Source organism: Paraburkholderia strydomiana (assembly GCF_046030495.1).
GTDB lineage: Bacteria > Pseudomonadota > Gammaproteobacteria > Burkholderiales > Burkholderiaceae > Paraburkholderia > Paraburkholderia strydomiana_A.
On record NZ_JAQQCJ010000038.1, the window covers coordinates 20,257 to 46,684 of the forward strand.

25 protein-coding genes are annotated in these 26,428 nt (G+C 63.3%); 3 read left to right on the forward strand and 22 right to left on the reverse strand.

All coding sequences use genetic code 11. The features are described 5' to 3' along the window. The gene (gene guaB / locus PQQ53_RS32630; protein ID WP_175160715.1) at nucleotides 1-1,461 is read right to left on the reverse strand and encodes an IMP dehydrogenase; all 1,461 of its coding nucleotides are present in this window, start codon (nucleotides 1,459-1,461) and stop codon (nucleotides 1-3) included. Between the two features lie 391 nt (nucleotides 1,462-1,852). Here guaB and PQQ53_RS32635 point away from each other — a divergent pair, with 391 nt between their 5' ends. Further along, nucleotides 1,853-2,830: a DMT family transporter gene (locus tag PQQ53_RS32635; RefSeq protein WP_408149121.1), complete on the forward strand. Its 978-nt coding sequence runs from the start codon at nucleotides 1,853-1,855 to the stop codon at nucleotides 2,828-2,830. A gap of 45 nt (nucleotides 2,831-2,875) precedes the next feature. On the opposite strand, the gene PQQ53_RS32640 is transcribed toward PQQ53_RS32635, so the two are convergent. Further along, on the reverse strand, nucleotides 2,876-3,208 hold the full coding sequence (locus PQQ53_RS32640; protein WP_408328705.1) for an RnfH family protein: 333 nt from the start codon (nucleotides 3,206-3,208) through the stop codon (nucleotides 2,876-2,878). Further along, nucleotides 3,205-3,642 carry a type II toxin-antitoxin system RatA family toxin gene (locus PQQ53_RS32645; protein ID WP_408328707.1) on the reverse strand — a complete coding sequence of 146 codons (438 nt, stop codon included), beginning with the start codon at nucleotides 3,640-3,642 and terminating at the stop codon, nucleotides 3,205-3,207. The genes PQQ53_RS32640 and PQQ53_RS32645 overlap by 4 nt, the downstream gene beginning before the upstream one ends. Before the next feature lie 112 nt (nucleotides 3,643-3,754). On the opposite strand from PQQ53_RS32645, the gene smpB reads away from it, so the two are divergent. Further along, entirely contained in the window at nucleotides 3,755-4,201 is a 447-nt protein-coding gene (smpB, locus tag PQQ53_RS32650; RefSeq protein ID WP_012433428.1) for an SsrA-binding protein SmpB, read from the forward strand. Between the two features lie 118 nt (nucleotides 4,202-4,319). Here the strand turns inward: smpB and PQQ53_RS32655 are convergent, their stop codons facing one another. The 3 genes from PQQ53_RS32655 to ppsA all read right to left on the reverse strand — a co-directional run bounded on the left by PQQ53_RS32655 (nucleotide 4,320) and on the right by ppsA (nucleotide 8,388). Continuing rightward, the gene (locus PQQ53_RS32655; RefSeq protein WP_408149123.1) at nucleotides 4,320-5,258 is read right to left on the reverse strand and encodes an SPFH domain-containing protein; all 939 of its coding nucleotides are present in this window, start codon (nucleotides 5,256-5,258) and stop codon (nucleotides 4,320-4,322) included. Nucleotides 5,259-5,358: 100 nt separating this feature from the next. Next, nucleotides 5,359-5,814, reverse strand: coding sequence for an NfeD family protein (locus PQQ53_RS32660; protein WP_408157121.1), 456 nt, complete (start codon nucleotides 5,812-5,814; stop codon nucleotides 5,359-5,361). Nucleotides 5,815-5,982: 168 nt separating this feature from the next. Further along, nucleotides 5,983-8,388, reverse strand: coding sequence for a phosphoenolpyruvate synthase (gene ppsA / locus PQQ53_RS32665; protein ID WP_408149127.1), 2,406 nt, complete (start codon nucleotides 8,386-8,388; stop codon nucleotides 5,983-5,985). 529 nt (nucleotides 8,389-8,917) lie between these two features. Between ppsA and ppsR the strand changes: the two genes are divergently transcribed. After that, on the forward strand, nucleotides 8,918-9,733 hold the full coding sequence (gene ppsR / locus PQQ53_RS32670) for a posphoenolpyruvate synthetase regulatory kinase/phosphorylase PpsR (protein WP_408149129.1): 816 nt from the start codon (nucleotides 8,918-8,920) through the stop codon (nucleotides 9,731-9,733). Nucleotides 9,734-9,878: 145 nt separating this feature from the next. Here ppsR and PQQ53_RS32675 read toward each other — a convergent pair whose 3' ends face one another. The 16 genes from PQQ53_RS32675 to rpsB form a co-directional block, all read right to left on the reverse strand. Beyond that, nucleotides 9,879-10,664: a TrmH family RNA methyltransferase gene (locus PQQ53_RS32675; RefSeq protein WP_408149131.1), complete on the reverse strand. Its 786-nt coding sequence runs from the start codon at nucleotides 10,662-10,664 to the stop codon at nucleotides 9,879-9,881. Between the two features lie 72 nt (nucleotides 10,665-10,736). Further along, the gene (gene rnhB, locus PQQ53_RS32680; protein WP_408157119.1) at nucleotides 10,737-11,495 is read right to left on the reverse strand and encodes a ribonuclease HII; all 759 of its coding nucleotides are present in this window, start codon (nucleotides 11,493-11,495) and stop codon (nucleotides 10,737-10,739) included. After that, the gene (lpxB, locus tag PQQ53_RS32685; RefSeq protein WP_408157117.1) at nucleotides 11,492-12,661 is read right to left on the reverse strand and encodes a lipid-A-disaccharide synthase; all 1,170 of its coding nucleotides are present in this window, start codon (nucleotides 12,659-12,661) and stop codon (nucleotides 11,492-11,494) included. Before lpxB ends, rnhB begins: the two co-directional genes overlap by 4 nt. A 3-nt stretch (nucleotides 12,662-12,664) precedes the next feature. After that, nucleotides 12,665-13,453, reverse strand: a complete 789-nt coding sequence (gene lpxA / locus PQQ53_RS32690; protein ID WP_408328711.1) for an acyl-ACP--UDP-N-acetylglucosamine O-acyltransferase — start codon at nucleotides 13,451-13,453, stop codon at nucleotides 12,665-12,667. A 109-nt stretch (nucleotides 13,454-13,562) separates the two neighbouring features. Further along, nucleotides 13,563-14,027, reverse strand: coding sequence for a 3-hydroxyacyl-ACP dehydratase FabZ (gene fabZ / locus PQQ53_RS32695; RefSeq protein WP_012433437.1), 465 nt, complete (start codon nucleotides 14,025-14,027; stop codon nucleotides 13,563-13,565). Between the two features lie 215 nt (nucleotides 14,028-14,242). Continuing rightward, a complete protein-coding gene (gene lpxD, locus PQQ53_RS32700) occupies nucleotides 14,243-15,367 on the reverse strand; it encodes a UDP-3-O-(3-hydroxymyristoyl)glucosamine N-acyltransferase (RefSeq protein ID WP_408328714.1) in 1,125 nt (374 codons plus the stop codon). 101 nt (nucleotides 15,368-15,468) lie between these two features. Beyond that, nucleotides 15,469-15,990 carry an OmpH/Skp family outer membrane protein gene (locus PQQ53_RS32705; RefSeq protein WP_174772087.1) on the reverse strand — a complete coding sequence of 174 codons (522 nt, stop codon included), beginning with the start codon at nucleotides 15,988-15,990 and terminating at the stop codon, nucleotides 15,469-15,471. A 47-nt stretch (nucleotides 15,991-16,037) separates the two neighbouring features. Continuing rightward, complete coding sequence (bamA, locus tag PQQ53_RS32710) at nucleotides 16,038-18,341, reverse strand: outer membrane protein assembly factor BamA (RefSeq protein ID WP_408149140.1); 2,304 nt, start codon at nucleotides 18,339-18,341, stop codon at nucleotides 16,038-16,040. Nucleotides 18,342-18,408: 67 nt separating this feature from the next. Continuing rightward, the gene (gene rseP / locus PQQ53_RS32715) at nucleotides 18,409-19,803 is read right to left on the reverse strand and encodes an RIP metalloprotease RseP (RefSeq protein WP_408328717.1); all 1,395 of its coding nucleotides are present in this window, start codon (nucleotides 19,801-19,803) and stop codon (nucleotides 18,409-18,411) included. A gap of 7 nt (nucleotides 19,804-19,810) precedes the next feature. Then, complete coding sequence (locus PQQ53_RS32720; RefSeq protein ID WP_408149144.1) at nucleotides 19,811-21,016, reverse strand: 1-deoxy-D-xylulose-5-phosphate reductoisomerase; 1,206 nt, start codon at nucleotides 21,014-21,016, stop codon at nucleotides 19,811-19,813. Nucleotides 21,017-21,026: 10 nt separating this feature from the next. After that, nucleotides 21,027-21,848 carry a phosphatidate cytidylyltransferase gene (locus PQQ53_RS32725; protein ID WP_408149146.1) on the reverse strand — a complete coding sequence of 274 codons (822 nt, stop codon included), beginning with the start codon at nucleotides 21,846-21,848 and terminating at the stop codon, nucleotides 21,027-21,029. Beyond that, nucleotides 21,842-22,624: a polyprenyl diphosphate synthase gene (gene uppS, locus PQQ53_RS32730; RefSeq protein ID WP_121317546.1), complete on the reverse strand. Its 783-nt coding sequence runs from the start codon at nucleotides 22,622-22,624 to the stop codon at nucleotides 21,842-21,844. Before uppS ends, PQQ53_RS32725 begins: the two co-directional genes overlap by 7 nt. A 140-nt stretch (nucleotides 22,625-22,764) precedes the next feature. Next, nucleotides 22,765-23,325 carry a ribosome recycling factor gene (frr, locus tag PQQ53_RS32735; RefSeq protein ID WP_012433445.1) on the reverse strand — a complete coding sequence of 187 codons (561 nt, stop codon included), beginning with the start codon at nucleotides 23,323-23,325 and terminating at the stop codon, nucleotides 22,765-22,767. A 101-nt stretch (nucleotides 23,326-23,426) separates the two neighbouring features. Continuing rightward, nucleotides 23,427-24,140, reverse strand: a complete 714-nt coding sequence (gene pyrH, locus PQQ53_RS32740; RefSeq protein ID WP_168665297.1) for a UMP kinase — start codon at nucleotides 24,138-24,140, stop codon at nucleotides 23,427-23,429. A 218-nt stretch (nucleotides 24,141-24,358) separates the two neighbouring features. Continuing rightward, a complete protein-coding gene (tsf, locus tag PQQ53_RS32745; RefSeq protein ID WP_408328720.1) occupies nucleotides 24,359-25,240 on the reverse strand; it encodes a translation elongation factor Ts in 882 nt (293 codons plus the stop codon). Nucleotides 25,241-25,434: 194 nt separating this feature from the next. Next, the gene (gene rpsB / locus PQQ53_RS32750; protein WP_042323115.1) at nucleotides 25,435-26,187 is read right to left on the reverse strand and encodes a 30S ribosomal protein S2; all 753 of its coding nucleotides are present in this window, start codon (nucleotides 26,185-26,187) and stop codon (nucleotides 25,435-25,437) included. Nucleotides 26,188-26,428: the final 241 nt, after the last annotated feature.

The following is a 26,428-nucleotide window of genomic DNA, read 5'->3' on the forward strand; positions in this document are numbered from 1 at the left end:
TTAGTCCACGTGGTAGTTGGGCGCTTCCTTGGTGATCTGCACATCATGCACGTGCGATTCGCGCAGGCCCGCGCCGGTGATCTGCACGAACTCGGCCTTGTCGTTCATCTCCGAGATCGTGCGGCAGCCGCAATAGCCCATGCTCGCGCGCACGCCGCCGATCAGCTGGAACAGGATCGCGTTGACCGAGCCCTTGTAGGCGACGCGGCCTTCGATACCTTCCGGCACCAGCTTGTCGATGTTCGCGGAGTTGTCCTGGAAGTAGCGGTCCGCCGCGCCGTCCTTCATCGCGCCGACCGAACCCATGCCGCGGTACGACTTGTACTGACGGCCCTGATACAGGAACACGTCGCCCGGCGCTTCTTCGGTGCCGGCGAACATGCTGCCCATCATCACGGCGTTCGCGCCCGCTGCCAGTGCCTTGCTGACGTCGCCCGAGAAGCGCACGCCGCCGTCGGCGATGACCGGCACGCCCGTGCCCTTGAGCGCTTCGGACACGTTGGAGATCGCGGTGACCTGCGGCACGCCCACGCCGGCGACGATGCGCGTCGTGCAGATCGAGCCCGGGCCGATACCGACCTTCACGCCGTCCGCGCCGTACTCGACGAGCGCCTTGGCGGCCGCCGCGGTGGCGATGTTGCCGCCGATCACTTCGACGTGCGGGAAGTTCTGCTTGACCCACTTGACGCGCTCGAGCACGCCCTTGCTGTGGCCGTGCGCGGTATCGACGACGATCACGTCGACGCCCGCCTGCACCAGCAGCTCGACGCGCTCTTCGTTGTCCGCGCCGACGCCGACCGCCGCGCCCGCGCGCAGCTTGCCGTGTTCGTCTTTACAGGCGTCCGGGTGTTCGGTCTGCTTGGTGATGTCCTTGACGGTCATCAGGCCGCGCAGTTCGAACGCATCGTTTATCACCAGCACGCGCTCGAGGCGGTGGCTGTGCATCAGCGCCTTCGCTTCGGCGAGCGGCGTGCCTTCCTTGACCGTGACGAGGCGCTCGCGCGGCGTCATGATGGTGCGCACCGGCTCATCCAGACGCTCTTCGAAGCGCAGGTCGCGGTTCGTGACGATGCCGATCAGCTGCGCGCCTTCGACGACCGGGAAGCCCGAAATGCCATGCTGCTGCGACAGTGCGATCACGTCGCGCACTTTCATCTGCGGCGGCACCGTGATCGGATCGCGCACGACGCCCGACTCAAAACGCTTGACCTTGGCAACTTCACGCGCCTGCTCGGCCGGCGTGAGGTTCTTGTGGATGATGCCCACGCCACCCATTTGCGCCATCGCGATGGCGAGGCGTGCTTCGGTGACGGTGTCCATGGCGGCGGACACGAGCGGCATATTCAGGGAGATGTTGCGGGTCAGCCGGGTCTTGAGGCTGGTGTCGCGCGGCAGAACATCGGAGAAAGCCGGGACGAGGAGCACGTCATCGAACGTGAGTGCTGTTTGGATCAGACGCATGGCAAATCCTATAGGCGCAAAAGCGAATTATACGCGATACCTCCCCGGTTTTCACTGCACGAACAGCAGCTTAGCGAATTTCGGGCGGTTTTTTTCATGACTTCCGGCCACTCGATTTCGCTTCGCTGTTCGCGCCGGGTTCGATCGGGTTTCGTTTGCGCGTTCGGAGGCAACGGAACGCGGGCGGCCCGACCGGGGACCTTTTCGCCGGGTGCAGGGCGGTGGCAGCGTGCGCCGCGCGCCCCGCCGAAGCCCTGCAACGCCGCGGGAAACGACGGCTCGGCACACCGAAACCGCCGAAAAACCGCCCCAATGCAGAATCGAACAAGACGCGCGGCCCGGCGAACGGCTATCCTGCGGACCATTCCAGTTTTCTTGCAAGGGGCGGTCGATGCAACGCGGTGTGGCATATGGGGTAATGGCCGGGGCCTTATGGGGCATGGTTTTTCTGGTGCCGCGCGTGCTGCCCGACTTTTCGCCGCTGCTGCTGAGCGCCGGGCGCTACACGATGTACGGCATCGTCTCGCTGGCCGCCGCGCTGCCGATGGCGCGCTCGCTCGTCAAACGGCTGACCCGCGAGGACCTCGGCGCGCTGGTGAAACTGGCGCTGGCCGGCAATCTGATCTATTACCTGCTGCTGACGGCGGCCGTGCATCTGATCGGCATCGCGCCGGCGTCGCTGATCGTCGGCGTGCTGCCGGTCACGGTCACACTGCTCGGGCGGCGCGATCACGGCGCGGTGCCGCTCGCCCGTCTCGCGTGGCCGCTGGCGGTGGTGATGGCGGGCATCGTCTGCATCAACATCGACGTGTTCACGGTGGCCGACAGCACGCCGGTGAGCATCGCCACGAAGCTGCTCGGGCTCGCCTGCGCGGTCGGCGCGCTGGGCTGCTGGACTTGGTTCGCAGTCGAAAATGCCCGCTATCTGCAGCGCCAGACGCATTTCAGCGGCAATGAATGGTCCGTGCTATGGGGCGTGGTGACGGGTGCACTCGGCGCGGGGCTGTGGCTCGTGATCGCGGTGCTGCCGTCGGGCGGCCCGCAGGGCGAACTGGCCGACGCGCGCTGGCACACGTTCTGGATGCTGAATCTCGGCCTCGCAATCGGCGCGTCGTGGCTCGGCAACGGGCTGTGGAATGCCGCGTCGAAGCGGCTGCCGTTGACGCTGTCCGGCCAGATGATCGTGTTCGAGACGCTCTTCGCGCTGCTCTATGCGTTCATTTACGACCAGCGCCTGCCGCGTCCGCTGGAGCTGGCGGCGATCCTGCTGCTGGTGGCGGGAGTGTGCTGGTCGGTGCGCCAGCATGCGGACGATGATTCGTCGGGGCTCGCGCCCATCAAGGAAAAGGCGCAGGTTTCCGCGCCTTGAGGACAGCACGACGATTCGCAACGTTTTTTTGCGCGAGCGCGCCGCCTAACGCGAATCCCGATTCTGCCAACGGCGCCCTTCGATCGATCCCGCCTTGCGGGTCTTCTCGACGCGGCGTTGACGCGACAGCTTCGGATCGACCAGCAGCGGACGATAGATCTCGACGCGATCATGGTCGGCGAGCACCGTGTCGAGCGGCTTGAGCTTGCCGAACACCCCCACCTTCTGCGTATTCAGATCGATGCCCGGAAAGCGCTGCAGGATGCCGCTCGCGTCGAGCGCCTGTCGCAGGGTGGCGCCTTCGGGCAAGTCCACGGCGATCAGCGCCTGCCCGTCGGGCGACGCGTAGCAGACTTCAATCGACAGGCGCGCGCTCATGCCTTACCGTAGCGCTGATCGGCGCGCTTCACGAATGACTCGACGAACGTGTTCGCGATGTGATTGAACACCGGCCCAATGATCTTCTCGAGAATGATGTTGGTGAATTCGTAGTGCAGCGCGAATTCGATCTTGCAGGCATCCGCGCGCAGCGGCGTGAAACGCCAGAAACCGGTGAACTTGCGAAACGGGCCGTCCGCGAACTCCATATCGATGCGCGTGGGCCGCTCCATGCTGTTGCGCGTGGCGAAGTGCTGCTTGATGCCCTTGAAGTTGATGTCGATCTTCGCCTCCATGCTGGTTTCGTCCCGGCGGCGGATTTCGACACCCCCGCACCAAGGCAGGAAGTTGGGGTAGTCGGCGACATCGGTGACGAGGTCGAACATCTGTTCCGCCGAATGGCGGATCAACACGGTTTTCTGGACATCTGCCATAAATTGAACAGCGCGTGGCAAGGGTGGACAAGCGGGTTGAAAAGCGCCGCGGGCTTTCCTTGCCCCGCTTTGCTAAAATCGTGATTTTAAACGAGTTGGGCACTTTCCATTCATGAGCATCATCGACAACAGAAAAGCCTTCTACGACTACTCGGTCGAAGAACGCTATGAGGCAGGGCTCGTGCTCGAAGGATGGGAGGTCAAGGCGCTGCGCGCCGGGCGCGGCCAGATCAAGGAAGGTTACGTCGTTATCAAGAATAACGAACTGTTCCTGATCGGCACGCACATCAGCCCGCTGCCCGAAGCCTCGACCCATATCAACCCCGACCCGGTCCGCACGCGCAAGCTGCTGCTGCATAGCGAAGAGATCAGCAAACTGATCGGCAAGGTCGAGCAGCGCGGCTACACGCTCGTGCCGCTGAACTTCCACTACAAGGGCGGCCGCGTCAAATGTGAGATCGGTCTCGCCAAGGGCAAGAAGCAGCACGACAAGCGCGAAACCGAGAAGAAGCGCGATTGGGAACGCGAGAAGGCGCGGTTGATGCGCTCGCCGACCTGATCGACGATACGTTTCAGGTCGCGCCACACCGCAAGCGCTCGGCGCTCAATGAAAAATGGCCCGCACGATCTGCGGGCCATCTGTTTTTCGCGGCGGACAAATCGGCCCACCGCCTGTCTCAGCGCGCCTCGGTCACGCCCTTGTCCTTGCCTTTGCTCACGATCGTCAACGCCGACGCGATCATCGAACTCATATCCGCGAGATTGCCCGGCACGATCAGCGTGGTGCCCTGCTTCGCCAGATTGCCGAACGCGTTTACGTACTGTTCGGCTACCTTCAGATTCACCGCTTCCATGCCGCCGGTCGACTGGATCGCGGCCGCGATCTTCTGGATCGCCTGCGAATTGGCCTCGGCCACCGCCAGAATCGCCGACGCCTGGCCCTGCGCCTGGTTGATCGCCGCCTGCCGCTCGCCCTCCGACTTCTGGATCGCCGCTTCGCGCCCGCCGGACGCGATATTGATCTGCTCCTGCTTGCGCCCTTCCGACGCCGCGATCAGCGCGCGCTTCTCGCGCTCGGCGGTGATCTGTGCCTGCATCGCGTGCAGGATTTCCTTGGGCGGCGTCAGGTCCTTGATCTCGTAGCGCAGCACCTTCACGCCCCAGTTCGACGCCGCCTCATCGAGCGACGATACGATGCTGTGGTTGATGAAATCGCGCTCCTCGAAAGTCTTGTCGAGTTCCAGCTTGCCGATCACCGAGCGCAGCGTGGTCTGCGACAGCTGCGTGATCGCGAACACGAAGTTGCTCGAACCGTACGATGCCTTCATCGGATCGGTGACCTGAAAGTACAGCACGCCGTCCACCTGCAACTGCGTGTTGTCGCGCGTGATGCAGACCTGGCTCGGCACTTCGAGCGGAATTTCCTTGAGAATGTGCTTGTACGCGATGCGGTCGACGAACGGGAAAGCGAAGCTCAGGCCCGGCGTCAGCGTACTGTGATAACGGCCGAGACGCTCCAGCACCCACGCGTGCTGCTGCGGCACGATCTTGATGGTTTGTGCCGCGAGCACGATCACGATAATCAGCAGCACGGCCCCGACGATGGTTGAATCCATATTGGCTCTCCGGTCCCTCTGGTTCGAATAGTTGTACGTGTTTGACGCAAACGCGGCTGAAAGCACGGCTGCAAGCGCAGAGCGCAAGCCTGCCAGGCACTCAGGCCGTGCTTGCCTTGGTCTTCGGCTGCCGGCTCGCCACGACCACGAGACAACTGCCGCGCAATTCCGTGATTTCGTAGACCTGCGCATCTTCTGGCTCGCCCGCGGCCAGCTCGACGTCCCACGCCGCGCCGCGATAATTCGCGCGCGCCCGGCGCTCGCGCCACGCCGGCACGCTCAGCGTCTGACCAATGTCGAGATTGACGTCCGGGTTACGCGACGCGTGCGCGCGCTTGCGACGGCCAAAGCGCGAGCGTCTGAGCAGCACGACCGCCGCCAGCGCGACCACGGCGGCCACCGCGAACTGCACGTCGGCGGCAGCGCCGGCAATGTGCGCGAGTGCCGCCGCCACGAAGCCCACCGCGATCATCAACAGATAGAAGGTGCCGCTCGTCAACTCCAGCACGACCAGCACGCCCGCCCCGATCCACCAGAACAATCCACCTGGCACCACGTCGACCTCCGCAAAGCAAAACACCCCGGATCTACCGGGGTGTTTATAGCACGAAGCGCCTGCGTTTTAACGGGCGATGCGGTGCGCTTCAACTCACGCTTGAGGTACCGCATCTCACGTTATGCATGCCGCCTGGGTTCTTCACCATCAAACGGCATGCCGCGCGCTTTACTTGCTCGCCGACTTCGCCAGTTGCTGCCACGTCTCGATGATCGTGTCCGGGTTCAGCGAGATCGACGCGATGCCTTCGTCCGTGAGCCATTGCGCGAAGTCCGGATGATCCGACGGGCCCTGGCCGCAGATACCGACGTACTTGTTCAGACGCAGGCAGGTTTCGATTGCACGCTTGAGCATGAACTTGACCGCCGGATCGCGTTCATCGAAGTCGACCGCCAGCAGCTCCATGCCGGAGTCGCGGTCGAGGCCGAGCGTGAGCTGCGTCAGGTCGTTCGAACCGATCGAGAAGCCGTCGAAGAATTGCAGGAATTCTTCGGCGAGAATCGCGTTCGACGGTACTTCGCACATCATGATCAGGCGCAGGCCCTTCTCGCCGCGCTTCAGGCCGAACTTCTCCAGCAGCCCGACCACGCGCTCCGCCTGCTTCAGCGTACGCACGAACGGCACCATGATCTCGACGTTGTCGAGGCCCATCTCTTCACGCACCCGCTTCAGCGCGATGCATTCCATCTGGAACGCTTCGGCGAAGTCTTCGGCGATGTAGCGCGATGCGCCACGGAAACCCAGCATCGGGTTTTCTTCGTCCGGCTCGTAACGCGAACCGCCGATCAGCTTCTTGTACTCGTTCGACTTGAAGTCCGACAGACGAACGATGACGGGCTTCGGATAGAACGCCGCGGCGATCGTCGCGATCCCTTCGGTCAGCTTGTCGACGTAGAACGCGCGCGGCGATGCATGACCGCGAGCGACGCTCTCAACCGCCTTCTTCAGGTCCTGATCGATGTTCGGGTATTCGAGAATCGCCTTCGGGTGAACGCCGATGTTGTTGTTGATGATGAACTCGAGCCGCGCGAGACCCACGCCTGCGTTCGGCAATTGCGAGAAGTCGAACGCGAGTTGCGGGTTGCCGACGTTCATCATGATCTTCACCGGAATCGGCGGCAGTTCGCCGCGCTGCACTTCGGTGATTTCGGTTTCGAGCAGGCCGTCGTAGATCTTGCCTTCGTCGCCTTCCGAGCACGACACGGTGACGAGCGCGCCTTCCTTCAGCACGTCGGTCGCGTCGCCGCAGCCGACCACCGCCGGCACGCCCAGCTCACGCGCGATGATCGCCGCGTGGCAGGTCCGGCCGCCACGGTTCGTGACGATCGCCGATGCGCGCTTCATCACCGGCTCCCAGTTCGGGTCGGTCATGTCGGCGACCAGCACGTCGCCCGGCTGCACACGGTCCATTTCCGACGGATCGTGGATCACGCGCACCGGACCCGCGCCGATCTTCTGGCCGATCGCGCGGCCGGTGGCCAGCACGTTCGACTGGCCCTTCAGCTTGAAGCGCTGCTCGGCCTTGCCCGATGCCTGGCTCTTCACCGTTTCCGGACGCGCCTGCAGGATGAAGATCTTGCCGTCGCGGCCGTCCTTGCCCCACTCGATGTCCATCGGACGCTCGTAGTGCTTTTCGATGATGACCGCGTACTTCGCCAGTTCGATCACGTCTTCGTCGGTGATCGAGAAGCGGTTGCGCTGCTCGTGCGGGACGTCGACGGTCTTTACACGGCCCTGCTCGCCGGCCTTCGTGAATTCCATCTTGATCAGCTTCGAGCCGATCGAGCGGCGGATGATCGGGTACTTGCCCTGCGCGAGCGTGGTCTTGAAGACGTAGAACTCGTCCGGATTCACCGCGCCTTGCACGACGGTTTCACCGAGGCCATAGCTCGACGTGATGAAAACAGCGTCCTTGAAGCCCGATTCGGTGTCCAGCGTGAACATCACGCCGGCCGCGCCGACATCCGAGCGCACCATGCGCTGCACGCCCGCCGACAAGGCGACTTCAGCATGCGTGAAGCCCTTGTGGACGCGATAGGAAATAGCGCGGTCGTTGTACAGCGACGCGAACACGTGCTTCATGCGATCGAGCACGTCGTCGATGCCGACCACGTTGAGGTAGCTTTCCTGCTGGCCCGCGAACGATGCGTCCGGCAAGTCTTCGGCCGTAGCCGACGAGCGCACGGCAAACGACAGCTCTTCAGGCGAGCTGTTCTGCAGCGTGTCGAAACCCGCACGGATATCGGCCTCGAGCTGCGGCTGCAGCGGCGCGTCGACGATCCATTGACGGATTTCCTTGCCCGCTTCGGCGAGCGCCTTCACGTCGTCGACGTCGAGCGTTTCGAGACGTTTGGCGATGCGGTCGGTCAGATTGTTGTGATGCAGGAAGTCGCGGAACGCCAGCGCCGTGGTGGCGAAACCGGTCGGCACTCGCACGCCGGCTTCGGCGAGCTGACTGATCATCTCGCCCAACGACGCGTTCTTGCCGCCGACGATTTCCACGTCGGTCATCCGCAACTGCTCGAACGGAACTACATACGCCTTGTCCTTTGCGACGGTAACTGCGTTAGTCATACAAGCCCCTAAGTGTGAAAGAAATTCACGGCTGTGCAAGTGGGCTTGAACACGGAACGCCCATTGGGAGCGTGAGCCGTGTCTTGCACAACCTGTTGGAGAAACAATCGCGGCAAGGGCCGACGGTGGCCGCTACGCCAGAAGCGCGACGAAAGGAGCGAATGGCCGAATTTACCGGTCGATCCACCGCATTGAGCACCAGTTACCGAACAAAAGCGCCGCGTTGAGCGGCCGTTCGCGGTAAGTTAGACGCCAATCGCCTGCAATTGCTTATCCAACAGGTTGCCGCTATTCTACCGTGCCGACTCCTAAAATGTGGCAGTCGGACGAGAATTGCGCCTCGAATCGCGCCCCGGACCGGCCGACGGGCTTTTGCGAGGCTCCTCCGCCATCCGGGTGCGGTTGTGTGGTGCCCACGGCGCGCTGCATCGACGCCGCTGCCCTCGACGGTTAGCCGCCGGGCAGCGTGCTCACCGCAGCGATGTTTGATTCGAGCGCTTTTTGCCGCTCACGTTCCCCAGCTCCACTGATGCCGCCCACCGTATTCATCGTCTCCGACGGTACCGGGATTACTGCCGAAACCTTCGCGCATTCGATCCTGTCCCAGTTCGACCAGAAATTCCGCCTGGTTCGCGTGCCCTTCGTCGACTCGACGGAAAAAGCCTACGCGACGCTCGAAAAGATCAACGAAGCGATCGTGCAGGACGGTCGCCGCCCGATCGTCTTCACCACGCTGGTGGACAGCGCGTCGAATCAGATCGTCAAAGGCTCGAATGCGCTCGTGCTGGACATGTTTCAGACCTTCGTCGAGCCGCTCGAACAGGAGCTGGAGCTGAAGTCGAGTCACGCGATGGGCCGCGGCCACCAGAACGCGGACACCGAGGAGTACAAGAACCGGATCGAGGCGATCAACTTCTCGCTCGCCCACGACGACGGCCAGTCGAACCGCAATCTCGCCGACGCCGACGTGATCCTGGTTGGCGTGTCGCGCAGCGGCAAAACGCCGACGAGCCTCTATCTGGCGATGCAGTACGGCGTCAAGGCGGCCAACTATCCGCTGATTCCGGAAGACTTCGAACGCGGCAAGCTGCCGACGCCACTGCTCGCGCATCGGCAGAAGATGTTTGGTTTGTCGATCGATCCGCAGCGTTTGTCTGAAATTCGTAACGAGCGTCGTCCGGGCAGCAAGTACGCGGCGCCGGAGAATTGCCGCTACGAAATCAACGAAGCCGAAGCGATGATGCGGCGTGAGGGGATCAAGTGGCTGTCGTCGACGCACAAGTCGATCGAGGAGATCGCCACGACGATCCTGCAGGAGATCAAGCTGGACCGGCCGGCTTATTGAGCACCGGTTGAGGTTGCAATGACGCGGGCTGCGTGTGGTGCGCAGCCGCGTCAGCGAGGGCTACACGGCGTAGCGTAGCGGCGTAGCATGTGCAAGCCGCCCTGCGAAACACCCCCCGGCGCAGTGCGCGCCGCGTTCAGTTCTGTCACAGCCGCCCGCGCTGCTGACGACACTGCTCGAACACGCAGACGGCCGCCGCAGCCGCCACGTTCAGCGACTCCATCCCGCCCGGCTGCGGAATCGTCACCCGCAACGAAACCGCATCGCGCCAGATTGGCGACACACCCGCCCCTTCGTTGCCGAACACCCACGCGAGCGGCCCGCTCAGATCGCAATCGTAAATCGCCTCGGCGCCGTGCGAATCGGTGATGACGATCGGCACCGCCAGGCGCTCGATCAACGCCTGCGCGTCGACATCCTCGTGAATCTGCAACAGGAAGTGCGCGCCCATGCCCGAGCGCAGCACCTTCGACGACCACGCGTACGCCGTCCCTGGCGCACAGAACACCTGCTGAATCCCGGCTGCGGCCGCGCTGCGCAGAATCGAGCCGACGTTGCCCGCGTCCTGCACGCCGTCGAGCACGAGGCAGGTTTGCGCGACGGTCTCGGGCAGCGGCGTATCGAGCTTCTCGACCAGCAGCAGAATCCCGACACCGTGCACGACATTCGACAACTGCCCGAACAGCGCGTCCGGCAAGGTCACGACGCGATGATCTTCGATGCGCGACACGATCGCCTGCGCCTCGTCGTGACGCAGCGCGCCATCGGTGACGACGCACATTTCCGGCTGCCCGGCGACGTCGAGATACGCGCTCGCGAGATGGAATCCTTCGAGCAGCGCGTGGCCGCTGCGGCGCTGTTGATGCGTCGAGCCGGCCAATGCCTTCAGGCGTTTGTAGAGCGGATTGTCCCGCGAGGTGATGGCTTTCACAGGCAGCGAAGACGGTGAGAATGGGAGAAGAACGAGCGGCGCGCGAGCAAGCGCGCGTCGCTCAGAGGGTATTCAGATGCCGCTGCGTTCGCCGAAGGCGTCGTCGTCGAGCATCGCGTCGCTCAGCGCGCCCGGCACGATGACGACTTGCGCTGCCGGCAACGGCACGCCCGTGCCGAATCGCAGATGCGCTTCGCGCACCGGCGCGAACGAGCGCCGATGGTGCTCGCACGGCCCATGCTCGCGCAGCGCCGCGAGGTGCTGCGGCGTGCCATAACCGGCATGCGCATTGAAACCGTATACCGGATGGCGCTGATGCAGTTCGAGCAGCATCCGGTCGCGCGTGACTTTGGCAAGAATCGACGCCGCCGAAATGCTCTTCACGAGCGCATCGCCGCCAATCACCGCTTCGCTGCGAATGCTCAGCGTCGGACAACGATTGCCGTCGACCTTGACGAGCGTGGGCACGACCGGGAGGCCTTCCACGGCGCGCTTCATCGCCAGCATCGTGGCGTGCAGGATGTTCAGCGAGTCGATTTCTTCGACCGTCGCCGACGCGATGCAGTACGCGAGCGCGCGCTCGACGATCTTGTCGTACAGCTCGTCGCGTTTCTTCGCGCTGAGCGCTTTCGAATCGTCGAGCCCGCGAATCATCGGCCTGGCCGGATCGAAAATCACCGCAGCCGCGACGACGGGGCCAGCCAGCGGACCGCGCCCTGCTTCGTCGACGCCGCAGACGATGTCGTCGGCCGTCTCGAAGTTCAGGCCGACCTGCGCTGCCGCTCCTGCGACGGACGCAGCCTTACGGCGGGGTGCGCGTGTGATGGTCACAGCCGCCCCGTGCGCTTTTCGATGACGCTCGCCACGACTTCCGCCGCACGCTGCGCGGTGTTCTGCTTCAGCACGTGATGCATCTCCGTGAAGATTTCCGTCAGCGTGCGCCGGTTGGCTTCGTCGCGCAACTGTTTCAGTGTGGCTTCGGCGAGCGCCTGCGGCGTCGCGAAGTGCTGCAGGATTTCCGGCACTACGAAGCGTCCGGCCAGAATGTTCGGCAGGCCAACGTACGGCAGATAGCCTTGGCGGCGCATGATCTGGCCGGTCAGCCAGGGCACCTTGTACGAAATGACCATCGGCTTCTTCAGCAGCGCGGCTTCGAGCGTCACCGTGCCGCTCTTCACGAGGATCGCGTCGGCGGCGGTCATGGCGAGTTGCGACTGACCGTCGGTAATCGTCAGCGCGAGGCCCGGATGCGCATCGACCAGCGGTCGCAGCATGTCTCGCAAGGTCGGCGTGGCCGCCGGCATCACGAAACGCAGACCGGGCTCCTGGTGCTGCATCATTTCCATCGCGGCGAAAAAAGTCGGGCCGATCAGATCGATTTCCGAGCGCCGGCTGCCTGGCAGCACCGCGATGATCGGGCCGCTTTCCGCGAGGCCCAGCGCACGGCGCGCGCCGAGCGTGTCGGGTTCGAGCGGAATGTCGTCGGCAAGCGGATGGCCCACGTACGAGGCCGCGACACCCGCCTTTTCCAGCAGTGCCGTCTCGAACGGGAACACGCACAGCATATGATCGACCGCTTTGGCGATCTTCTTGATGCGCCCGCCGCGCCACGCCCAGATCGACGGGCAGACGAAGTGAACGGTCGGAATGCCCGCGTCGCGCAGCGCGTGCTCGAGGCCGAAATTGAAATCGGGCGCATCCACGCCGACGAACACCGACGGCGGCTCGGCCAGCAACTGGCGCTTCAACTCGTTGCGAATGCCGAGAATCTCGGGGATGTGCCGCAGCGCCTCGACATAGCCGCGCACCGTGAGCTTTTCCATTGGCCAATGGGCGTCGAAGCCCGTGGCGATCATGCGCGGACCGCCGATCCCGTAGTACTGGGTGCCGGCGGGCAGACGGCTCGCGAGACCGTCGAGCAGCGACGCCGCCAACAGGTCGCCGGACGGCTCGCCGGCCACCATCGCGACGCGTAGCGGACTGGGTTGTAATGCCATCGGTTAGCGGATGATGCCGCGTTGCGACGCTTCGACAAACGCGAGCAGCGTCTGCACCGGCGCGTCGCCGTCACCGCCGGCGGATGCGAGTTCGCGCAATTGCACCTTCGCCTCTTCCAGCGACAGACCGTTCTTGTACAGCACACGATATGCCGTACGCAGCGCCGAAATCGCATCCGGCGAGAAGCCGCGGCGGCGCAGGCCTTCGACGTTGATGCCGTGCGGCTCGGCCTTGTTGCCGGCGGCGATCACGAACGGCGGGATGTCCTGCACCAGCGCCGATGCGCCGCCCAGCATCGAATGCGCGCCGATACGCACGAACTGGTGCACGCCCGACATGCCGCCGATGATCGCGTGGTCGCCGATCGTCACGTGGCCGGCCATCTGCGCGTTGCTCGACAGAATGACGCTGCTGCCGACGTGGCAATCGTGCCCGATGTGCACGTAGGCCATGATCCAGTTGTCGTCGCCGAGCGTGGTGACGCCGGCGTCCTGCGTCGTGCCGGTGTGGATCGTCGTGAACTCGCGGATCGTGTTGCGGTTGCCGATCACGAGCCGGGTCGGCTCGTCCTTGTACTTCATGTCTTGCGGACGGCCGCCGACCGATGCGTAGTGGCCGATCCGGTTGTCTTCGCCGATCGTCGTGTAGCCTTCGATCACGCTATGCGAACCGACCGTGCTCCGTGCGCCGATCGTCACATGTGCGCCGATCACGGCGTACGGACCGACTTCGACGGATTCGTCGAGTTGTGCGCCCGGTTCGACGATCGCAGTGGGATGAATCCTGCTCATGCGTCCTCGCTTCTGATTCTGTTGCGTTGTGTGGATGGGCTTCTGGCGGGACCGGCCGCGCCGGTGTCAGAACACCCGCCGCCCGCGCCCTCGCTGCCTTGACGCTCGCTTAAGCGTCTTTGTCCGTGTGCCGCACCGCGCACATCAGGTCGGCTTCCGCCGCCACGACGCCATCCACTTCGGCACGCGCCTTGAACTTCCAGATGCCGCGCATATGACGCTCAAACGTGCAGTTCAGGATCAGCTGATCGCCCGGCTCCACCACGCGCTTGAAGCGCGCATTGTCGATACCCACGAACAGATACAGCGTGTTCGACGGATCGCTCGGCTCTTCCGAAAACGTCAGCAACGCTGCGGTTTGCGCGAGCGCTTCGAGAATCAGCACGCCGGGCATCACCGGGCGGGTCGGGAAGTGCCCCTGGAAATACGGCTCGTTGATCGACACGTTCTTCAACGCTTTGATGCACTTGTGCGGCTCGAGTTCGAGCACCCGGTCGACCAGCAGGATCGGGTAACGATGGGGCAGCAGCGTGAGAATCTTATGAATGTCGAGATTGATTTTTTCGGTGCTCATGGTGTTTCTGCTCACGCATTGACTGCGCGATGATGACTGCGGATGCTGGTGCAGGTGGGTTGAAAACGCGTGCTGCAGGCGCCCGCCATGATCCGGCGGCCGTGCCACCCGGTCACGGCAACCGACTTTGCTTCGTGATGCTTGCCCGCTATTTTACGCGGTGCCGGCAAGCTTACGCGAGGCCGACGAACCGCCCTGATATCTCAAGGCTTATCTCAAGCCTTCTCGCCTGCGGAATTGCTTGCCGCGTTGCCCGCCGCATGGGGCTCCGCGTTGCCCGAACCGTCGGCCGCGGCGCTTTCGAGCGCCCGGATACGATCGCGAAGCTTATCGATATTGCGCAGCAGGGCCGCGCTTTTGTTCCAGTCCGCATGGTTCACGGCCGGGAACGCGCTGGTGTATATACCGGGCTTCAGGAGAGACTTCGACACGCCCGACTTCGCGGTGACGATTACATAATCGGCCAGCGTGACGTGCCCGGCAATGCCAACCGCCCCGCCGATCATGCAATGACGGCCGATCGTCGTGCTGCCCGCGATGCCCGCGCAACCGGCGATCACCGTGTACGCGCCGACCTTGCAGTTGTGGCCGATCTGCACGAGGTTGTCGATCTTCACGCATTCTTCGATGATCGTATCGGCCATCGCGCCACGGTCGATCGTGGTGTTCGCGCCGATTTCGACATCCGCCGCGATCGACACGCCGCCGACCTGCGGAATCTTGACCCAGCTACCGGTACGCGCGTCGCCCTCGCCGACGAAATCCGGCGCAAAGCCGAACCCGTCCGAGCCGATCACCGCGCCCGCGTGCACGATCACGCGCTCACCGAGTTCGCAGCCGTGGTACACGGCGACATTCGGGTACAGGTGCGAATCCGCGCCAATGCGCGTGCCCCGGCCGATCACGACATTGGCGCCCAGCCGGACGTTTTCGCCGATCACGGCGCCCGCTTCCACCGTGACGTGCGGGCCGATCACCGCGCTTGCTGCCACCTGCGCCGACGGATCGATGGTGGCGCTCGGATGCACGCCGGGCGCGGCCTTCGGCGCGGCGAGGTCGATGAAGGTTTGCGCCATGCGCGCAAAGTAAGCGTACGGGTTCGGCGTGACGATGAAGTTACGGCCCTCACGCGAAGCCAGCTTCGCGAGGTCGTCGGCGTTGATCAACACCGCGCCCGCGCGGGTGCTTTCAACCTGCGACAGGTACTTCGGATTGGCGAGGAACGCCAGTTGGTTCGGGCCTGCCTGGTCGAGCGGCGCCAGACTGCCGACGCACTGCGAACCGTTTCCGACTACCGTACCGCCGAACCGCTGGACGATGTCCTCGAGCGTAAATGCCATGCCTGTCCTGTCTCCTGCTGTTCAATCCAACCTGTTATTGCGTCCGCGCGCGGCGGCGTGCCGGTGTGGGCGTGTGTACACGGCCACACACCGGGCGACCCTCAGTTGCCCGACGCCGCCAGCGCCTTGAGCACCTGGTCGGTGATATCGATGCGCGGGCTCACGTACACCGCCTCCTGCACGATCAGATCGTAGTGCTGTGCCTCGGCGATCTGCTTGATGACCTTGTTGGCGCGGTCGAGCACCGCCGCCAGTTCCTCGTTGCGGCGCTGATTCAGATCTTCGCGAAATTCGCGTTGCTTGCGCTGGAAGTCCGTGTCCAGTTGCGACAGATCGCGCTGTTTCTGCGCACGATCGGCGGCCGACATCGACGCGCCGTTCTTGTCGAGCGAATCCGACATCGACTTCAGCTTCTGCGCCATGTCGGCGAGATCCTTGTCACGCTTCGCGAATTCGGCCTCGAGCTTGACCTGGGCGGCTTTCGCCGCCGCCGATTCGCGCAGGATGCGGTCGGAATTCACCGCGGCGATCTTCGCCTCCTGCGCGTGCGCTACCCCGACGCCCAAGGTCATTGCCAGCGCCATCGCGCACGCTACACGTTTCGAAAACATACCGGTTAGCAAAGTCATCCTCTCGATACTGTAGTTTGGCTGGCCGCCTGCGGCCGTGATCAGAACGCCGTCCCGATCTGGAACTGGAATTTCTGATACTGGTCGCCGGTGTGCTTCGTCAGCGGGAAGCCCAGGCTGAGCTTGAGCGGGCCGATCGGCGAAATCCACGCGAGACCGACACCGTAACCGTAACGCAGGCCGTTCGCGCCAACGCTGTTGCCTTCCGTGCCCCAGACGTTACCGGCGTCGAGGAAGGTGAACACGCGCAGCGTGCGGTCATAACCCGTACCCGGCAGCGGGAACGTCAACTCGACGTTACCCACCAGCAGCTTCGAGCCGCCGATCGGGTCGCCCGTCTTCGCGTCGCGCGGACCCAGCGAACTCGGCTCGTAGCCACGCACCGAACCGATACCGCCCGCGTAGTAGTTCTTGAAAATCGGATAAGGCTTGCCACCCAGGCCGTTACCGTAGCCACCCTGGAAGTTGAAGCCCAGCACGAACCCACGCGCGAACGAATAATAGTACTGCGCGTTGATGTCGGCCTTGTAGTACTGCGTGCCGCCGATCGGCGTGCCGTATTCGGCGTTCGCCTGCGTGAAGTAGCCGCGGCTCGGCACCAGCGCACTGTCACGCGCGTCGCGCGACCAGCCAACCGTGATCGGCACGTTGTTCGACACGCGGCCGAACTCATGCACGTAGTCGATGTAGCTTTGCGGCGTGTTCGAGTCGATGTCCAGCTGGTTCTGCTCAAGACCCGCGCCGAAATACACCGTGTCGACTTCGGAGAACGGAATACCGAACTTCAGGTCGCCACCGATCGTGACGATCTTGAAGCTCGAATCCGTCGAGTAGTACAGCGGCTGGTACGTGCGGTAGTAGACGTCGGTAATACGCTTGATGCCGTCGACCGTGAAGTACGGATCAACCTGCGTGACCGTCAACGTGCGGTACGTCTTCGCGGTATTGATGTTCACCGCGAGACTCGTGCCCGAGCCGAACACGTTGTCCTGGGACACACCGGCCGACAGCACCACCTTGTCGGTCGACGAGAAACCCGCGCCCAGCGTAATCGCGCCGGTCGGCTTTTCGGCCACCTTGACGTCCACATCGACCTGGTCCGGCGTGCCCTCGACCGGCACCGTGGTCACGTCGACGTCGGTGAAGTAGCCCAGACGGTTGATCCGGTCTTTCGACAGCGCGAGGCGGTTCGAGTCGAACCACGAGCTTTCGAGCTGACGCATTTCACGGCGCACTACTTCGTCGCGGGTGCGCGTGTTGCCGACCACATTGATGCGGCGCACGTAGACGCGCCGGCTCGGGTCCACCTGCAGCGTCAGGTCGACCTTGTGGTTGGTCTGATCGATCTGCGGCTGCGCGTTGACGGTCGCGAACGCATAGCCGTATTCGCCGAGCTTGTCGACGATCGCCTTCGTGGTGGCCTGCAACTTTTCAGCCGAGAAACGGTCGCCCGGTTTGATCTTGATCAGCCTGGTCAGCTCCGCTTCGCGATCGAGCAGATTGCCGGCCAGCTTGATGTTCGAAATCGTGTACGGCTCGCCTTCGTGCAGCGTGACCGTCAGATACATGTCCTTCTTGTCCGGCGTGATCGACACCTGGGTCGACTCGATGTTGAACTCGAGATAGCCGCGATTCAGGTAATACGAGCGGACGTTTTCGAGGTCGCCGGTGAGCTTGTCTTTCGCGTACAGGTCGTTCTTCGTGTACCACGAGAACCAGTTCGGCGTGGACAGCTGCATTTCGTCGCGCAGCGTACCCGTGCTGAACGCCTTGTTGCCGATGAAGTTGATCTGGCGGATCTTCGCGCTCGGACCTTCGGCGACCGAGAACAGCACCGACACGCGATTGCGGTCGATCGGCGTCACGGTGGTGGTCACTTCGGCGGCGTAATAACCGCGCGTCAGGTACTGGCGTTTCAGTTCCTGCTCGGCGCGATCGACCAACGCCTTGTCGTAGTAACGGCCTTGCGACAAACCGACCGCGCGCAACGCCTTGGTCAGGTTTTCCTTGTCGAATTCATGAATGCCGGCGAAGTCGATCGTGCCGATGGCCGGACGTTCCAGCACTTGCACGATGACGACGTTGCCTTCGGTCGCGATCTTGACGTCGTTGAAGAAGCCCGTGGCATACAGCGCGCGAATCGCTTCGGACGCCTTGTCGTCGCTAAACGTGTCGCCTTGCTTGATCGGCAGATACGCGAACACGGTACCGGGTTCGACGCGTTGCAATCCCTCAATGCGGATGTCTTGCACCACGAAGGGCGACGTTGCGTGAGCAACCAGCCCATGCGCGGCGAAGGCCGCGGCTATAACCGTTTTTGGAACAAAGCGATGAGGTTTAAACAACGTGCTTCCCCAGTGTATATAGCTGCATCAGGTCAGGCGGTCGCCATCGTGAACGCCGCCGGACACTTTAAAAATGGATTAAACGAGCCAGATCGTTGAACAGCGCGATCGCCGACAATGCGACGATGCAGGCGAGACCCGCCCTCTGAAAAACGAGTTGCCAGCGATCGGAGACAACTTTACCGGTCACAGCTTCAACCAAATAATATAACAGATGACCCCCGTCCAATACCGGAATTGGTAGCAGGTTCAGTACGCCAAGGCTAATACTGACAAGGGCCAGGAACGACAGGAATGCAGAAGGACCCAGACGTGCGCTCTTTCCTGCGTAGTCGGCGATCGTCACCGGACCGGAAAGATTTTTCAGCGATGCTTCGCCGACGATCATCCTGCCGAACATGCGCACCGAATAAACCGCCAGATCCCACGTACGGCGCGCGCCCAGTTGCACACTCTCGATCGGCCCGTAGCGCACGTCGATCGACGGCACCTGGGTCGCCAGTTCGGCGCCGATGCGGCCGATCTGCTGACCGGTCGCGGGATCGCGCTGCGATTGCGGCACGATGCTGATGTCTTCGAGCTTGCCCGCCGCCTGAGCGCCCCGGCCGCCGCGCTCCACCTGCAACGTCACCGGCTGGCCGGCGTGCGATTTTACATAAGCGATGAAGGTCGTGGCATTGTCGGTCGGCGTGCCATTGATGGCGCGCAAACGATCGCCCGCGACGAGGCCCGCTCGCTGCGCCGCGCTGCCCGGCTGCACGCCGGCCACGATCAGCTTGCCGCCGCCCGGCTCGAATCCGAGGCGCGACATGAAGTCGTCGTCGACGTCTTTCTCGCTGATACCGCGCAAGTCGAGCGGGAAATCGGAGACGCCGTGCGCGTCTTTCGCGCTCAGCACGATGTGCTTCTGATCGAATGCCGCGCCCAGCAATTTCCAGCGCAGATCCGACCATGAGCGCACCGGGTCCGAATCGTCGGCCGTGCCGGTCCGCACTGCGACAATGGTCTCGCCACCCTCGAATCCGGCCACGGCCGCCGGTGTATTCGGTGCGGGCGCCGCGACCACCGCCGCCGGCTCCGTCACGCCACTGGCGAATACGAGCGCGAACAGGACGATGGCCAGCAGGAAGTTCGCGACCGGGCCGGCCGCGACGATCGCAAAGCGCCGCCACACCGACTGCCGGTTGAACGCATGCGGCAACTCGTCGGCGGGAATCGGCGCGGTGCCGGTTTCACGCTCGTCGAGCATCTTCACGTAGCCGCCGAGCGGCAACGCGGCAATGGTCCATTCGGTGCCCGTCTCCGGGCTCACCCACTGGAACAGCGGTTTGCCGAAGCCGATCGAAAAGCGCAGCACCTTCACGCCGCACAGACGCGCGACACTGTAATGCCCGTACTCGTGGACGACCACGAGTACGCCAATCGCGACCGCGAAGGCGAGCAGTTCGATCAGCAGATTCATAAGCGCCTCACTGGACGGCGCGTTCCGTACGACGGGCGCCGTCGGGCAGACGCGCGATGAATTCGGCAGCGGCGCGACGCGCGGCGGCATCCGCTTCGATCACGTCTTCGAGCGCGTGCGCGCTGCGGTTCGGCAAAGCGTTGAGCACCGAGTCGACCACCCGCGCGATCGTCATGAAACCGATCCGGCGCGACAGGAACGCCTCCACTGCGATTTCGTTCGCGGCGTTCAGGGCCGCGCTCGCGATACCGCCCTCGGCCAGCGCCTTCATCGCCAGCGCGAGACACGGGAAGCGCGCGTAGTCCGGCTTCTCGAACGACAGCGAGGCGATCTCTGCGAGATCGAGCTGGGCGACGCCCGAATCCACGCGATCCGGGAACGCCAGCGCGTGTGCGATCGGCGTGCGCATGTCGGGATTGCCGAGCTGTGCGAGCACCGAGCCGTCGGCGTACGAAACCAGCGAGTGGATCACGCTTTGCGGGTGAATCAGTACGTCGATACGCTCGCCCGGCAAACCGAACAGCCAGTGCGCCTCGATCACTTCGAGGCCCTTGTTCATCATCGTCGCGGAGTCGACCGAAATCTTACGGCCCATGACCCAGTTCGGATGTTTGCAGGCTTCGTCCGGCGTGACGTCGACGAGCGTGGCCGGTTCGCGGGTGCGGAACGGGCCGCCCGACGCGGTCAGGATGATCTTGGAGACGCCGCCGTGCAGCGCGGCTTCGCGCGGCAGGCATTGGAAAATCGCGTTGTGTTCGCTGTCGACCGGCAGCAGCACCGCGCCGTTGTCGCGCACCGCGTCCATGAAGATCGCACCGGACATCACCAGCGCTTCCTTGTTGGCGAGCAGGATGCGTTTGCCGGCGCGTGCGGCCGCGAGGCTCGGCGCGAGGCCGGCTGCGCCGACGATCGCGGCCACCACCGTATCGCAGCCGTCACTCTTCGATACGTCGACGAGCGCTTGCGGCCCGTACGTGACCTCGGTCTTGCTACCCGCATCGCGCAGTTTCGCCGCGACGCGCGCGGCGGTGTCGGCGTCGCCGACCACCGCGACTACGGGTTTGAAGCGCAGGCATTGCTCGACGAGCTTGTCGCCGTTGCGATGCGCGGAGAGCGCATAAACCGAAAAGCGCTCGGGATGACGCGCGACGACGTCGAGCGTGCTGTCTCCAATCGAGCCCGTGGAACCGAGCAATGTCAGACGTTTTTGCATATCTCTTTCTCTAGCCGAGCAGCAGCATGGCAAGCGGCAGCACCGGCAATAATGCGTCGATGCGGTCGAGCACGCCGCCGTGCCCCGGCAACAGGCCGCTTGAATCTTTCACCCCGGCCTGGCGTTTCATCATCGATTCGAACAGGTCGCCCACCACGCTGAAGGCCACCAGCAAGGTCAGTGCGAGCAGTGTGCGCACGGCGCCCCATTGCGCCAGCAGCGCAGAATACAGGGTCGGCTCGAACGCGTGCAAAAAGACCGCCGCCGCGGCGACGATCATCACCACCAGCCAGCCGCCGATCGCGCCCTCCCAAGTCTTGCCCGGACTGATGGCAGGCGCCAGCTTGTGTTTTCCGAACGCTTTTCCGGAGAAGTATGCGCCGATATCGGCCAGCCATACCAATAGGAGCAGCGACAGCACGAAGGGTACGCCCTGCATGCGCGCGGCGACGAGAGCATGCCAGCACGCGACGAATACCACAATGCCGGCAAGAAACAGAAAGATACGCCATGCGCCCTGCGCGAGCGTTGGCTTGCGCAGTAGCACGAACGGCCCGGCGATGACCCAGAAGATGGCCGCCGCCTTGAAGAGCGACCGGCCCTCCACGACGCCCGTGCCGAGCCGCGTGCTCGCGACCAGCGCGACCGCCGCCACCAGCGCGTAGATGACCGGACCGGCGCCGCCCAGCTTGAGCAGGCGCGCCCACTCCCATGCGGCGAACACGACGACGAAAGCGATCAGCGCACCGAACGCGCCAACCGGCGCGAACAGCGTGACCGGCAGGAACACGGCCAGCAGGATGATCGCCGTGATGACACGGGTTTTTAGCATGGAAGCGAATCGACGTTTTGCGATTGCGGCTCGAGTTGAGCACTGGTGCGGCCGAAGCGGCGTTCACGCTCCGCGTACGAAGCGATCGCGTGGCCAAGCGCGTCGGCATCGAAATCCGGCCAGAAGGTGTCGGTGAAGTAGAACTCGGTGTACGCGAGCTGCCACAGCAGGAAGTTGCTGACGCGGCGCTCGCCGCCGGTACGGATGAACAGGTCCGGCTCCGGCGCATAAGCCATGGACAGGTGCTCCGCGAACGAATCCTCGTTGACCTCGACTGCCTTGCCCGCTGCCGCCGACTGCTCGGCGAGCTTGCGGGTGGCCTGCATGATGTCCCAGCGGCCGCCGTAATTCGCGGCGATCGTCAGCGTGAGACGGGTATTGCGTGCGGTTTTGGTTTCCGCTCGCTTGATCAGGTCGCGGATGCGCGTATCGAAACGGTCCAGATCGCCGACCACGCGCAAACGGATGCCGTTTGCGTGCAGCTTGCCGATCTCGCGCTCCAGCGCGGTGACGAACAGGCGCATCAGGAACGACACTTCCTCGTTCGGACGGCGCCAGTTCTCGGAACTGAAGGCAAACAGCGTCAGGTATTCGACGCCTTGCCGGGCGCACGCCTCGACGGCCGCACGCACCGCGTCGACGCCGCGCGTATGGCCCGCCACGCGCGGCAAGCGCCGCTGGGTGGCCCAACGGCCGTTGCCATCCATGATGATCGCGATATGTCGCGGCACCGCGGCGACATCAGGCACGCGCACGGTTGAGCTGGTATAGGTCATGGCCGTTGGACAGTGACTGCAAATAAAGAAGTGAAAATCGTGAAGGTGCTGAGTGGCTCCCCGCCCGGCTTTCGAGCCGAGCCCCCCGAGGGACCGGGAAAACGTCGGGCAACCCGCGTTTTCCCAAGAGCCGGCCGATCTCAGACCGTCATGATCTCGGCTTCTTTCGTCACGACGAGCTTGTCGATTTCAGCGACGAACTTGTCTGTCAGCTTCTGAACGTCGTCGCCTGCGCGACGCTCGTCGTCTTCCGAAATTTCCTTGTCTTTCACGAGCTTCTTCAATTGCTCGTTAGCGTCGCGACGCAGGTTGCGGACCGCAACCTTGGCCGTTTCCGCTTCGCTCTTGACCACCTTGGTCAGTTCGCGGCGGCGTTCTTCGGTCAGCGCGGGCATCGGCACGCGGATCACGTCGCCTTGCGTGGCCGGGTTCAAACCGAGGTCCGACTCGCGGATCGCCTTTTCGACGACCTGGACCATCTTCTTTTCCCACGGCTGCACGCCGATCGTGCGTGCGTCGATCAGCGTCAGGTTCGCGACCTGCGAAATCGGCACCGGCGAACCGTAGTAATCGCACTGGATGTGATCGAGCAGGCCCGTGTGCGCACGGCCCGTGCGGATCTTCGACAGGTCGTTCTTGAACGCGTCGATGGAGCGCTGCATTTTTTGTTCAGCGCCCTTCCTGATATCAGCCACAGACATTTTTAAACCTCCGAACCTTCAAAACGGTGCGAGCCGGCCTGCGCGCGCGATAGGCGGCGACCTGGGGCCCGCGTCAAAGCCCACGTTATGTGAACGAGAGTTTACACGTGGACGAGCGTGCCTTCGTCCTCGCCTTGCACGATGCGCTTGAGCGCCCCCGCCTTGACGATCGAAAAAACGCGGATCGGCAGCTTCTGGTCGCGGCACAGCGCGAACGCCGTGGCGTCCATCACCTGCAGATTGCGGCCGATTGCTTCGTCGAAGCTGATCGTCGTGTAGCGGGTCGCGCTCGGATCTTTCTTGGGATCGGCCGAATAGACGCCGTCCACCTTGGTTGCTTTCAGCACGACTTCCGCGCCGATTTCCGAGCCGCGCAGTGCGGCGGCCGTGTCGGTCGTGAAAAACGGATTGCCGGTGCCGGCCGCGAAAATCACGACTTTGCCTTCTTCGAGCTGGCGAATCGCGCGGGGCCGGATGTACGGCTCGACCACCTGGTCCATACGCAGCGCCGATTGCACGCGCGCTTCGATACCGGCGTGGCGCATCGCGTCCTGCAGCGCCAGCGCGTTCATCATCGTGGCCAGCATGCCCATGTAGTCAGCCGTGGCGCGATCCATACCGGCCGCACCGCCCGCGACGCCGCGGAAAATATTGCCGCCGCCGATCACCACGGCCAGCTGCGTTCCGAGACGGACCACTTCGGCCACGTCCGCCACCATTCGTTCGATGGTCGCGCGATTGATGCCGAAGGCATCGTCGCCCATCAGAGCTTCACCGGAGAGTTTGAGCAGGACGCGTTTGTAGGCAGTGGGCATAGGGGTATCCAGATCGCGCAGAACAGGGCAACAACAAGGGACTAATGTAGGGGTGAAATGCTGATTCGGGCAAGCGCCGCCAAATTGACGAACCTTCAGGTCCGCCCGCGGCTGCGCTGCGAGGGTCAACCCGCGCGCAGCCTTGCGGCGCTGCCGACCGCGGCAAAGTCTTGCTCCGCCGCGGGTCCAACAATACTACTGTGAAGCTTCGGTGAGACTTATTGTTGCTTTGCAGCAGCGACTTGCGCGGCCACTTCTGCTGCGAAGTCGTCCTGCTTCTTCTCGATACCTTCGCCGACCACGAACAGCGCGAACTTCTGCACGCTCGCGTTGCCAGCCTTCAGCATCTGTTCGATCGTCTGCTTGTCGTTCTTAACGAACGCCTGGTTCAGCAGCGACACTTCCTTCAGGTACTTCTGCACGCTGCCGTCGACCATCTTGGCGACGATTTCAGCCGGCTTGCCCGATTCGGCGGCTTTCTGTTCAGCGATGCTGCGTTCCTTGGCGATCAGCTCCGCCGGCACGTCGTCCGACGACAGCGAAACCGGCTTCATTGCGGCAATGTGCATCGCCACGTCCTTGCCGACCTGCTCGTCCGCGCCGGTGTACTCGACCAGCACGCCGATACGCGTGCCGTGCAGGTACGCTGCCAGCTTGTTAGCCGTATCGAAGCGCACGAAACGGCGGATCGACAGGTTTTCGCCGATCTTGCCGACCAGTGCGAGGCGCACCGCGTCGACGGTCGAGCCGTCCAGCGGCAGTGCCGACAGAGCAGCGACGTCAGCCGGGTTTTGCGTAGCGACCAGTTCGGCGATCTGCTTCGAGAAAGCCAGGAAGTCGTCGTTCTTCGAAACGAAGTCGGTTTCGCAGTTCAGTTCGACCAGCGAACCTGCATTGCCGCCGATAAACGATGCAACCACGCCTTCAGCCGTCACGCGCGACGCTGCCTTGCTGGCCTTGTTGCCCAGCTTCACGCGCAGCAGCTCTTCAGCGCGCGCCATGTCGCCGTCGGCTTCCGTCAACGCCTTCTTGCATTCCATCATCGGCGCGTCGGTCTTTGCGCGCAGTTCTGCAACCATGCTTGCGGTAATTGCCGCCATCATTTGCTCCTTGAGTTCCGTCTGTCACACACCGCCCGCACTTCGATACCGGCGGCAAGAATTCGTTTCAGCGTTCCACGTAATTTTTTACGAACAACGCGTTGGGCACCGCCTGCAGCGCCCCACTACAATGTCGCGGCTTAAAAAAAGGGGGCCTGTAGAAAGCCCCCTTTTTTGCCGGACACGGGGCAGCTTTACGCTTCCGAGTTGACCTCGACGAACTCGTCGCCGTTGTCGCCGCGTGCAGCCTGCACCACTTCGTTGACCGCGTTCGCACGGCCTTCGAGGATCGCGTCGGCCACGCCAGCCGTGTACAGAGCGACCGCCTTCGAGGCGTCGTCGTTACCCGGGATCACGTAGTCGATGCCTTCCGGCGAGTGGTTCGTGTCGACCACTGCGATGACCGGAATACCGAGCTTGTTCGCTTCGGTGACGGCAATCTTGTGGTAGCCGACGTCGACCACGAAGATCGCGTCCGGAATGCCGCCCATGTCTTTCACGCCGCCGATCGACTTCTGCAGCTTGGCCATTTCGCGTTCGAACAGCAGCGCTTCTTTCTTGCTCATGCGTTCGGTTTCGCCTGCTTCCAGCGCCGCTTCCATGTCCTTCAGGCGCTTGATCGAAACCTTCAGCGTCTTGAAGTTGGTCAGCATGCCGCCGAGCCAGCGTGCGTTGACGAACGGCATACCAGCGCGCTGCGCTTCTTCAGCGATCGTGTCGCGCGATTGACGCTTCGTGCCGACGAACAGGATCGTGCCGCGGTTCGCTGCCAGTTGACGCGCGTACTTCAGCGCGTCGTTGTACATCGGCAGCGTCTTTTCGAGGTTGATGATGTGAATCTTGTTGCGATGGCCGAAAATGAAGGGGGCCATCTTCGGGTTCCAGAAGCGCGTTTGGTGACCGAAGTGGACACCGGCTTCCAGCATTTGACGCATGGTAACTGCCATGAAAATCTCCGCGAGGGTTGGGTCTTAAGCCGGCTGCCGTATCGGCCGCGCCCGCCTTCTTCTTTGGCTGGAACGCGACGGACACCCTGGGTGCGCCGGCTTGCGAGTTTGCTGCCTGGTACCGCCTTACCTCATAGCGCAGGCAACCGGCGTTATGAGAAGCCTCCCTGCCTTTGCTCCCTATGAGACACTCATACTGAGCAATTAAAGAGGACATGGATCGACTTAGCCAAAGATTATA